At 47.2% G+C, this 271-nt stretch carries 1 pseudogene; it reads right to left on the minus strand.

The features are described from left to right. A pseudogene (locus ACFIO5_RS12640) lies at positions 1-271 on the minus strand (glycine cleavage system aminomethyltransferase GcvT); the annotation flags it as partial.

Consider the following 271-nt stretch of genomic DNA (forward strand, 5'->3'; position numbering starts at 1 on the left):
CAGCATCAATGGGCGTAGTATCAGGGGTAATATCATTGCCATGCAAGCATAACCCTGCCTCCAATCGAAGACTGTCACGCGCTGCAAGACCAACCCACTCAACACGAGAATCGCTGAGCAGCTTTTCAGCCAATGCGCGTGCACAACCTATAGGAAGAGCAATTTCAAAACCATCTTCTCCTGTATAACCAGAACGGGTGATAAACCAATCTTGTTGTGGTTCAAATCCTTGCATAAACAACAGTTCATTTCCCGGCAAACCAGCATCAGC

This window comes from Bartonella sp. AA86SXKL (genome assembly GCF_042196885.1).